Genomic DNA, 11232 nt, shown 5'->3' on the forward strand with positions numbered 1-11232 from the left:
CCTTACTTCATTCGGATTTTCAGAAAATGGTGTGCATATAAAAATACAACAAGCAGCATGCCGCCTAAACAATAGCCGCCAAGAACATCAGATGGATAATGGACGGATAAGACAATCCGGCTCAAACCGATGGTGAAAATCAAAACAGCGGCCACGGCAATTGCCAATATACGTGTAGCTTTCCCGAATGTTCCATTTACAATCAAAAAGGCAACAAATCCATACGTGACAATGCTTAACATTGCATGACCGCTTGGAAAGCTATAGCCAATCGCATCGATAGCCTCATTTAAGAGGGGCCGTTCGCGGGCAATGACTCCTTTTACCCATTTATTTACGAAATCTGTCACAATGATTGCTAGGGGAAAAATAATCATAGCAGCATATTGCTTCTTTCTCCAAAGCACAAGCAGACTGACGATAAGGGTGGAAATAATCCCTATTTCTGATCCCAGCTCTGTCATAACAGTAAAAAAGGCAAGACTGCCCTTTGTTTGCAGAGCCTGCAATCGACCCTTCATAAACTCATCGACAAAAAGGGTACCTCCTCCCTGAATGCGATGTACAATAATACTGAAAAAAATAAGCAGCAGCGCGGTAAAAACTACTGCATAAGTATGACGATTTAAATAACGTTGCATTGTGCACTCTCCTTCATGTTGTGAAACGGCGGCTTCTAAAGAAAACGAAGACAGAGGCGCAGCTGCACTGTCCTCTCTAAAATTCCCACTACGCCCTCTGCCCTGGAAATCTACAATTACAGTGTAAAAAGACATCGCGTCTTGTTTAGTTGCCTGTTCCTGTTTTCAATCTAGTCCAATATTCATCATATACGCGCAGCTTCTCACCAACATCAACAAGCCACTCTGTACGGCTTAGTTCTTCTTTTGATAAGAAGATCATTTTGTTATCACGATATGCCTGACTATGAAGCGAATATGCTTTTTCATTTGGATTGCTATAGCCGATCGACTCGTAATTTTTCACGCTTACCTTCGGATCAAGCAAATAGTTAATAAACTTCTCTGCCAAGTCCTTATGCTTTGCTCCCTTAGGAATAGCAAGTGTATCGGCCCAAATCGTTCCGCCTTCCTTAGGGACAACATAAGCAATGTCTTTATTTTCGGCAGCGATAAACGCAGCGTCCCCGGACCAAACCGTACCGATCCAAGCATCCTCAGTAATGAACTTTTGCTTGATATCGTCTGTATCGAATGCTAGCAGATTAGGTGTTAGCTTTTGTAAATCCTCATAAGCAGTTTTCAGCTCCTGCTCGTTTGTCGTGCTATTGGAATAACCGTGTTTCTTTAAGCCCATGCCAAGCACTTCACGGGAGTCATTTAGCAGCACAACATGCCCCTTATATTTCTCATTCCACAAATCGCTCCAGCTTGTTGGGGCTTCCTTCACATATTTTTTGTTATATGCGATGCCGGTAACGCCCCATGTATACACAAGAGAATATTGATTCCCAGGATCAAACGGCGGCGTTTGGAACGTTGATACAAGATTTTTTAGGTTCGGAAGCTGCTCCTTATCGAGCGGCTCCAGCATATGCAGCCCGATCATGGTTGATACCATATAATCGGACGGCTGAATCAGATCATACTGTGCTCCGCCTGCCTGCATCTTTGCAAGCATCTCCTCGTTGCTCGCATACTTATCGTAGTTGATCTTCACGTTATACTTTTTTTCAAAGTCATGCAGTACACCTTCATCAAAGTTATCCGCCCAGCTGTAAATATTGAGCTCTTCCTTCTTTTCCCCGCAGCCTGCAAGCAAGCTGCCCGTAAGAAGCAAGCCTGCGGCAACGCTGATCACTTTTTTCACCGCTTTCATTTTTCTCCTCCTATCCTCAAAACGGAAGCTGTCCTTTCCTTCCGTCCGTCCCCTTTGTCTGAAACTTTTCCGAAAGAATCATTAATATGACAATCATGCTGACTAAAATAGTAGAAAGCGCATTAATTTCCGGCGTTACCCCTCGTTTTACCATGCTGTAAATATAAAGGGGAAGCGTGGTTGAACCCGGACCTGATACAAAAAAGCTAATGACAAAATCATCGATAGATAGCGTAAACGTCAGCAGTGAAGCAGAAATGATACCGGGCAGCAAGGCTGGGAGCGTCACATATCGAAACGTCTGCCACGGCGTTGCCCCTAAATCGCTTGCTGCTTCCTGAAGCGTCTTTCCCATACTGGCAAGCCGTGCTGATAGGAGAATGACGACAAATGAAATGCTAAATGTAATATGAGCAACAATAAGTGTAAATTTGCCAAGCTCCCAGTGCAGCTGGCTAAATACAAGCAGCATCGACAATCCCATTAAAATATCCGGTACAAGAATAGGTACATACATAAAGCCGCTCAGCATCGTCTGGGTCCGCTGTTTATATGTATGAAGCCCTAGTGCGCAAAGCGTACCCAGTGCAGTAGCCGCTGCTGTTGTCACAAGGGCGATCAGCAGGCTATTTAAAAACGCATCGATAACAGCTTCGTTTTGGAATAAATCAACGTACCAATGAAGCGTAAAGCCCTTCCACGCTGCGTTAATACGAGAATCATTGAAGGAATACAAAGCGAGAATCACAAGCGGTATATACAAGAATAAGAGAATAAATGAACTATAGGTCAGAAGGGCCTTCTTCATCCGTCCTTCCCTCCCTCTGCAGCGCTGTATCGCCCTACTATTTTGTAATACAAATAGATAAGCAGAATGGAAAACAATACAAGCATAAACGACAAAGCCGCTCCGAACGGCCAATCACGCGCACCGAGAAACTGATTTTGAATGACATTGCCGATTAACGAAACCTTCGATCCCCCCATTATATCTGAAACAACGAACATGCCAATAGAAGAAACAAATACTAAAATCGAACCAGCTGCCACACCTGGCATAGTGAGCGGCAACGTAATACTCCAAAACGCCTGCGATGGTGTCGCTCCTAAATCATATGCCGCTTCAAGCCGCTGCTTGTCAAATTGTTCAAGAGAAACGTAGACTGGTAAAATCATAAATGGCAGCAATGTATAGACCATCCCGAGCACAACCGCAGGCGTATTGTACAATAACTGCAATGGTTCATGAATCAATCCAAGCTTCTGCAGCAATGTATTCACAACACCTTGCGAACGTAAAATCACAATCCAGGCGTAGGAACGGACGAGAAAATTAATCCAAAATGGAATGGTGACGAGCAACAGCAAAATCGATTGCCGTCGTTTTGAAACCATCGTTACTGTATAAGCAAACGGATACCCGATAATCAGACAAAGAACCGTTGTCAAAATCGCTATTTTCAAGGTTTCCCATAATACACGCCCATACAGCGGATCAAACACACGTTCAAAATTTTGGAGCGTAAAGCTCTTAATCAGCTCCCCATATGTGCCGCGCTCCCAAAAGGAAAGAACAAAAACAAATCCAATTGGAAGAAGAAAGAAAACGGCAAGCCATACAATAGCCGGCAGCGCAAGCAACCGTCCCTTTCTCACCGCAGCTTCACCTCATCTTCCTCACGCCAGCTCACCCTTACCTCACCGCCCTTTCGTCCCCGAAACGGCTCCAACCCATAACAATAGACAATGAAGCTCTCTGAAGTCTCCTTATCACGAACATATAGCTTTTCCATGCTGCCGACAAATTCAGTGTCCTCAATCGTGCAAATGCGTCCTTCTACAGCTGCTGGCTCATCCGGCAGGCGAATATGCATCCGCTCCGGCCGGACGGCAATGCGTGACGAACGAACCTCCATAATATTATTCTCACCGATAAAGCTTGCCACAAACAATGTCTTAGGCTGATGATAAATCTCTTGCGGCGTTCCAATCTGTTCAATTCTTCCTTCATTCATAACAGCAATCCGATCGCTCATACTCATCGCTTCTTCTTGATCATGTGTAACATACACAAAAGTAATCCCTAAATTTCGCTGCAGCTGCTTCAGCTCCCGCTGCAAATCCTTGCGCAGCTTAAAATCAAGCGCCCCGAGCGGCTCATCTAGCAGCAATACCTTTGGATTGTTCACAATCGCACGTGCAATGGCAACACGCTGCTGCTGCCCTCCAGAAAGCTGGGACGGTTTTCGATTAGAGAGCGCTGTCAGCTGCGTCAAGCGCATTGCCTCCCCTACTCTCTTTCTCTGCTCAGCCGATGGAATCTTCTTCATTTTTAACCCGAAGCGAATATTTTGCTCAACTGTCATATGCGGAAACAATGCATAATGCTGAAAAACAAGATTCATATCCCGCTTATAAGGCGGTAAATCCACAATATTCTCACCGTCTAAAAAGATACTTCCCGCTGTCGGCTGCTCAAACCCGGCAATCATGCGCAACAGCGTCGTTTTACCGCAGCCGCTCGGACCTAAAATCGTTAAAAACTCTCCTTCCTGAATCCTAAGGGATAACGGCGGAATCACAACGGTATCCCCAAACTTTTTTTCCACTGCTTCGATTGTGATCATCTCTGCGCCTCGTCCCCTTTTAACTATCGCAATATATAGAAAAACCCCTTCTTGCAGAAGGGGAATTTCATAGCTGTATAGTAACCTTATTTTAACAACTTTCGAATATATTTTAAAGCTCTTTTTGATGACGAGTAACGCAGCTTAAAGTCCCACTTTGTCGATTGGTACAACACACTCTTATAATGAGAAAATGCCCGGAAGCTCTGTTCACCGTGATAGCTGCCTGTCCCGCTTTCTCCTACGCCGCCAAACGGCAAATACGGACTAGCTAAATGATACATCGTATCGTTCACACAACCGCCGCCGTACGAAATGCGCTCCACAATGTTTTGCTGCACCTGCTCACTCTCTGTAAATACATATAGCGCAAGCGGTTTTGGATGTGCGTTCACTGTTCGCACGACATCTTCTACATCCGCGTACGTCAGCACTGGCAAAATCGGACCAAAAATCTCCTCCTGCATCACAGCATCGTCCCAGGAAATATGATCCAGCACAGTCGGTTCAATCATAAGACGTGACGCGTCCGTCTCCCCGCCCACAACAACCGTTCCGTCCTGCAAAAACGAGGCTAACCTTTGAAAATGCCGCTCGCTCACAATGCGTACAAACTCCTGATTCTCAAGCGGGCGCACCCCAAACTGCTCCTGAATTGCTTTTTGCAGTTCTCTAAGCAGCTGCTCCTTTACATTTTGATGCACATATACATAATCTGGAGCCACGCATGTTTGGCCAGCGTTAATAAACTTTCCCCAGGCAATACGCCTTGCCGTAATATCTAGACTCGCATCCTCATGAACAATGCACGGACTCTTTCCGCCCAGCTCAAGCGTCACTGGAATCAGCTGCTTTGCGGCCGCCTCCATCACAACTTTTCCCACCGCCACACTTCCTGTAAAGAAAATATAATCAAATGGCTGCTTCAAAAGCTCTGTACTCATGTTCACTCCGCCCTCTACAACGGCAATATAATCTGAATGAAATAACTCACCAATGATGCGCGCCAGCACCTTTGACACATTCGGTGTTAACTCGGAAGGCTTCATTACCGCTGTATTCCCTGCCGCGATCGCGCCAACAAGCGGTGCAATCGCCAATTGAAACGGATAATTCCACGGAGCGATAATAAGCGTCACCCCGTACGGCTCAGGGATGATTCTACCTTTTGACCCCGCATGTGTAATCGGTGTTTTTACCTTCTGCGGCTTTATCAACGCGGGAAGCCGTTTCATTAAAAAAGAAATCTCCTTCAGTGCATAGCCAATCTCAGTCATATAAGCCTCTACCTCAGACTTATTCAAATCCGCTTGAAGGGCGCCTAAAATAGCAGCCTCATGCCGCTGAATCCCTTCATATAGAACACGTAAATGATGTAGCCGTGTTTCAAGAGACCTTGTTTTCCCGCTGCTATAATACTCCTTCTGTTTGATGATGAGTTCTGCAACATCCATTAAACTGCTCCTTTATGTACGACATACAGTGTATTCTACTGTTCATTGTCTCTACCCACAAAATTTTCACACTGAGGACGGAAAAATATACAAAGATCACCTACCTTACTGTAGTATTTCTTATTTGCCTCGCCAACAGAACATACATGTATCTAAAAACAGCAATCCCGACAATTCCTAGAATCTAGCAAACAAAAAAACAGAGCCATCTCCTCCAAGGGATACGCTCTGTTTTGTATAACTATCTCTACTATGGATTGATACAGCCCCAAACTTTAGTAACCTACATTGCCCTTTCTTTTACTCGCCTTCTTACTTTCCATACAACAAAAGCAAGACTGCACAATGCAAGTAAACCAAGAGCTGCAGCCTCAATTGAAAACGTTAAAGGCTTCTTCGGCTCCGGTTTTTCATACGCTACATCATCCTTGGAAAGTACATTGACGGTATCTAACACATTTCCATTTTTCATAACACGCACTTGGCCAAGCACTTCACCTTTATGAATGCCATCCTTGTACAGCTTCTCATCGTTAAACTGTAATGGCTCAAAATTAGCTTGTACCCTCTTACCTTCTCCGCGCTTTAACAGCAGTTCACTTCCTCTTTCTAACTCCATATGAACAGACTTATCTAAAAGCTTCTCTTGTTTACTCCACTTCGCCTTATCGAGCACGGTTTGCTTCTCAAAACTATTAAACGCGTAGTTCGCTATCACATTCATATCATTATAAATATCCGGTCTACGCGAAGACATGACAACATTAATAATCTCCATATTATCCTTTTGGTTAATCAAAATGAGCGTATGGCGTGCCTGATCTGTAAAGCCAGTCTTTCCCGCGATAAAATTTGGCAACTCAAAAAAGGTTGCCTTATTAAAAATAGAAGCCGTTTGCCGTGATGTTGTCACCGTCGTTTGCTTCGTACTCATCGCCTTCAGAATCTCAGGATACTTCAACGCCCCGCGCGTAATCATCGCCATATCATATGGGGTTGTAATGTGCGCTGGATCATGCAGCCCATTAGGTGTCACAAAATGGCTATTCTTCGCTCCAAGCTCCACAGCCTTCTCATTCATCAGCTTAGAAAAAGCCTCCGTGCTTCCTGCAATATGCTCCGCAATCGCCACAGCCACATCATTTGCGCTAAGCACCATCAAAATCATAAGAGCTGTATCACGATCAATTGTCTCTCCCGGCTGAAACTCAATTTGATAATTACTCTTATCTTGATTCAGCGCTGTCTGCGAAAACCCAATCTGCTCCCCAGGGGCCACATGCTCCATCAGCAAAATCGCCGTTAATACCTTTGTAATACTTGCTGGATATGCCTGAGCGTTGGCATTCTTATCATATAAAACATCTCCGGTTTTCGCATCAATCGAAACCGCATACTTCCCAACCACATCCGGCTGCGGCTGCTCCGTATTTGCATAATATCTCGATGGAACGCTCAAAAACACCAAAACAGCTGTGAGCAGCATCGTATATATTTTAGCTCTCTTCATACCCGTTCTCCTCTACTTTTTTCTCAATCATTCACTATATTAAATGCTTTCTAAACAAGCAAACTCATATTATCTTTCTATAAGACATTTCTTACTATATCATAGTTTATAAACATTGGATATGTTTGTAAAGAAAACGTTGACAAGTTGTTAGAAACGTTATATATTATGTAATACATAACTTATATTACGATCCTGTAGCTCAGCAGGGAGAGCGCCACCTTGACAGGGTGGAGGTCGCTGGTTCGAACCCAGTCGGGATCATACAATCTACGAAAGCCGTGTCAAATCAACGTTTGATGCGGTTTTTTCTTTTCCGTTGACTTAGCGTAGACTTGTCGTTGACGTGACGCAGGGTGGCGGTTGCCGTCTAAACACGGTGGAGGTCGGCTATAGGAGTAGTTATACGTCTCTTGTCTCGTTTTCACTAACGAAATAGGAGGCGTTTTTATTATGTCTAATGAAGAAATAGTTTCAAAACGTAAGGGAAAACGTGTAAAGAAAGAATTACGAACAGTTACGACACAAACGATTGACGACTTGTTTGAGAGGTTCTATCACGCCAAAGTTGCTGAAGGTCGCGCCGAACGTACTTTGCATCAGTATAAGGAAAACTTTCGTTATTTTACGTATTTCCTCGATTACAAGGGGCTTGGTCGAGGCATCGAGTCCATCACGACTGATGTGATCCGCAACTACGTAGTATTCATGAAAAACGAAAAGGTACAATTTGAAGACCATGCTTATAAACCAAGCGACAGTAAATCGATTGGTCTCTCCCCTTCTACGATTAATACACGGCTGAAAACATTACGGGTGATGTTCCGCTTTCTAGTTGAGGATGGATTGATTGAAGAGAATCCGATGAAGCAAGTGAAAGACGTAAATGAACCTCAGGAGCAAATTGACGTACTAACGGTAGAGGAACTACGACAACTGTTAGATGCACCGAATAAACGGAATTACAGCGACTTTCGGGACTTCGTGATTATGAACCTTCTACTGGATACGTTCCTTCGGATTAGCGAGGCGTTGTCACTAACAGTGAACGATATCGATTTCTTAGCTAAGGCGATTACAGTGCGAGCAACAGTCGCCAAGAGCCGTAAAGCACGTATTGTTCCGATTAAAACTACGACTGCCAATCTACTAAAGGATTTGATTAAGGAAAACGAAGAATTTGAAACGGAGCATATCTTTGTGACGAACTACGGTGAACCGATGGATCGCAATCATTTTCGCAAGCGATTGAAGAAGTATGCAGAAGAAGCAGGAATTACGAAGAACGTACATCCCCATTTATTCCGACATACGGGTGCTACGATGTTTATAGAAGCTGGCGGGGATATACGTCATTTACAGATGCTGCTCGGTCATTCTGATTTGCGTATGGTGATGCGGTATACGCACTTATCGAAGCAAGCGTTGATTAATCAACATGATAAATTTTCACCGTTGAATGCTGTAATCAGTAAGTTGAATAAGGAACGCAAGATATTACGTTAGACGTCATCCTCGGATGGCGTTTTTTGTTAAATACATTTAAATGTTAGAACCAAGAGTACAAAAGATTACACATTTACGCTTCATACCAAATACCCCGTCTCTGTATAACCATTCTCCGAATCTGCGAACATTATCATTACTATAAATTCTATAAGCGTAGAGAATACCTTTGCGACTCTCTCGATCACTGACCGTTATTTTATAATTGATACCTAATGCTGCATCTATAACCTTTTTTACTCCTTTAATAAATTCAATAGATGCAGATACAATGTTTGCTTCAGGATTATATGTAATGCCCTCCCCTCTTTTTCCCTTTCTTTCCCCTAGCACTACTGTCCCATCACCTTCAAAAACCCCCCTTATATAATGACAGAGCATATTATTTGGCAGTAAAGGAAACTTTAATTTATTAGTTTTTCTTGGAACAATCTCATATTTTTTCAGTAAAGCCGCTACTTCCTCATTTGTAAATCGTATCCAATAACGTACATTATGATTTTTATTTCCATCATCAAATGCATATATTTTTCTGGTATATCCGATTGTCTTTGCTACCCAATTAATCACATCTTCATCTATTAAACCAATCCCTATCTCTCCATTATCTCCTACATTCCCATCAGTAGCTAACAGTCCCAGTATATATGCAAGCTCTGGTGTTAGCTTTTTAAAAAAGTCAACATTTACATTGGGGTCACGTTTATACCTTAGCTTATTAGCAACAGATAAATCTCTAGTGGGGATACCAAATTCATCAAGGTATTTATATATACATGAATAACTTAACATTAATGCGTTAGCAATCATTTGAATGGACCATTCCTGCTCAACATATAAATCCTCAAGTAATTCCTTTGTCACACCATGAATATATTCAATAGAATATTTATAATGGGACTCCTTTTCATTCCTTCTTGGTATATCATATTGATTCATAAGGTTTAAAACAGCGCCTTTTGTTACATTAAACATCTTTGCAATATCATAGGTGGATAAACGTTTCTTAACATACAGCTCAAATAACTCTTCCTTAGTAACTCTATCCTTAAGTCTTTTTTTTCTTAATCCATATTTACTTAACAGTTTTTCAATTGTTGCAGGAGAAATCCCAAAAATGCTAGCAATCTCCTTTTGTGTCATATTTCTCTCTATATACATTTTATATGCTAATTCTTTCGGCAATCGTTCTTGCAATGTCGATTTTTTCATCTTAACATCACTCCTTAACGAATTTAGAAATATTAACATGGCAATATAATGGGTAGAACGCCCATCGAAATAATTTATACCTAGCTTATAAACATCCTGTAATACTATCTTCAATTTATATTAATCCGAAACCTCTACATCCCACTAAATTATGAATTTAAAATAATATATATAATAATGGTATTTGACGTACAAACAAAAGATTTGTACGGTACATCCATAAACCTGCTTCCATCTGTCTACACAATCAGGCAATACGCTATGACAGTGTCCCCTCTCTTATGGTATGGTAACCCCTATTTAACTAATATTAGAAGTTCGGAATTCGGCATTCATATTTGTCTACAATCAGGCAAGGCGCTGCGACAATGCCTCCTCTTTTTTGTGATAGGGTGGCGGTGGGGGGGCTGACCCGTAACAATCGGTTACTGGCGAACAGCGTTACAAAATGTACCTCTGCTTGCTAGATGTTGAAAAAGGTAGATTCAGTCTACGTTATTGGCGATGAATAACCCTATGTTCAAAATAGGTTTGTTACCGTTAGAGTAAGGTTTTTCGGTAACGTCTTTGTGTTTATTAGAAATCAGTAATATCTATAGTTTGTGGCTTCCTCTCTCGTTATTATTTAACCGTTACCAAAATAAACTTAAAACAATAAAATCCATAGTATAAATAGTATTCATTCAGGTTTCGAGATTTCGATATCTATACGTGCGTTACACCAGGCAAGTGGCAATATAGGTATGGGGTCGTTTTTGTGATAGGGTAGCCCCCTTCGTACTAATCTGTAGCAATCGAACAAAAAAAGCGAACCGTTATCGATTCGCCTGTTGTTCCTCGTATTCTTTTACAAGCTTATAAAACATTTTACGTTTCATGCCCACACTTCTGATTATTTCTGTTAGCGCATACTTCTAGAGCATTCGTTTACAAATAAAAGGAGGTACCCAAAAAGGTACCCGTTTTCTCTGAAATTTCTCGGTTTTTTCTCGCTAGTTTTTTGTTTTTACAAATAGCTGCTTTACCAATGCCCTTGATGTTACGGATATTGCGGATGTTACGGATATTGCGGATGTTACGGATG

General features: G+C 42.2%; 9 protein-coding genes and 1 tRNA gene. 2 read left to right on the forward strand and 8 right to left on the reverse strand.

The window, feature by feature from the left end:
- Nucleotides 1–2 precede the first annotated feature (2 nt).
- The 7 genes from AAHB12_RS20085 to AAHB12_RS20115 form a co-directional block, all read right to left on the reverse strand.
- Entirely contained in the window at nucleotides 3–641 is a 639-nt protein-coding gene (locus tag AAHB12_RS20085; RefSeq protein ID WP_342046712.1) for a phosphatase PAP2 family protein, read from the reverse strand.
- A 145-nt stretch (nucleotides 642–786) separates the two neighbouring features.
- Nucleotides 787–1839: a polyamine ABC transporter substrate-binding protein gene (locus AAHB12_RS20090; RefSeq protein ID WP_342046713.1), complete on the reverse strand. Its 1053-nt coding sequence runs from the start codon at nucleotides 1837–1839 to the stop codon at nucleotides 787–789.
- A gap of 16 nt (nucleotides 1840–1855) precedes the next feature.
- A complete protein-coding gene (locus tag AAHB12_RS20095; RefSeq protein ID WP_342046715.1) occupies nucleotides 1856–2647 on the reverse strand; it encodes an ABC transporter permease in 792 nt (263 codons plus the stop codon).
- Nucleotides 2644–3495, reverse strand: coding sequence for an ABC transporter permease (locus AAHB12_RS20100; RefSeq protein WP_342046717.1), 852 nt, complete (start codon nucleotides 3493–3495; stop codon nucleotides 2644–2646). Before AAHB12_RS20100 ends, AAHB12_RS20095 begins: the two co-directional genes overlap by 4 nt.
- Nucleotides 3492–4466, reverse strand: coding sequence for an ABC transporter ATP-binding protein (locus AAHB12_RS20105; RefSeq protein WP_342046719.1), 975 nt, complete (start codon nucleotides 4464–4466; stop codon nucleotides 3492–3494). The genes AAHB12_RS20100 and AAHB12_RS20105 overlap by 4 nt, the downstream gene beginning before the upstream one ends.
- Before the next feature lie 86 nt (nucleotides 4467–4552).
- Complete coding sequence (locus AAHB12_RS20110) at nucleotides 4553–5920, reverse strand: aldehyde dehydrogenase (protein WP_342046720.1); 1368 nt, start codon at nucleotides 5918–5920, stop codon at nucleotides 4553–4555.
- Between the two features lie 283 nt (nucleotides 5921–6203).
- Nucleotides 6204–7430, reverse strand: a complete 1227-nt coding sequence (locus AAHB12_RS20115) for a D-alanyl-D-alanine carboxypeptidase family protein (protein ID WP_342046721.1) — start codon at nucleotides 7428–7430, stop codon at nucleotides 6204–6206.
- A gap of 191 nt (nucleotides 7431–7621) precedes the next feature.
- On the opposite strand from AAHB12_RS20115, the gene AAHB12_RS20120 reads away from it, so the two are divergent.
- Nucleotides 7622–7694: transfer RNA gene (locus AAHB12_RS20120), tRNA-Val, on the forward strand.
- Between the two features lie 189 nt (nucleotides 7695–7883).
- Entirely contained in the window at nucleotides 7884–8936 is a 1053-nt protein-coding gene (locus AAHB12_RS20125; protein WP_342046722.1) for a tyrosine-type recombinase/integrase, read from the forward strand.
- Between the two features lie 36 nt (nucleotides 8937–8972).
- Here the strand turns inward: AAHB12_RS20125 and AAHB12_RS20130 are convergent, their stop codons facing one another.
- The gene (locus tag AAHB12_RS20130; RefSeq protein ID WP_342046723.1) at nucleotides 8973–10148 is read right to left on the reverse strand and encodes an LAGLIDADG family homing endonuclease; all 1176 of its coding nucleotides are present in this window, start codon (nucleotides 10146–10148) and stop codon (nucleotides 8973–8975) included.
- Nucleotides 10149–11232 lie beyond the last annotated feature (1084 nt).

The sequence above is a fragment of the Bacillus sp. OTU530 genome, assembly GCF_038440375.1.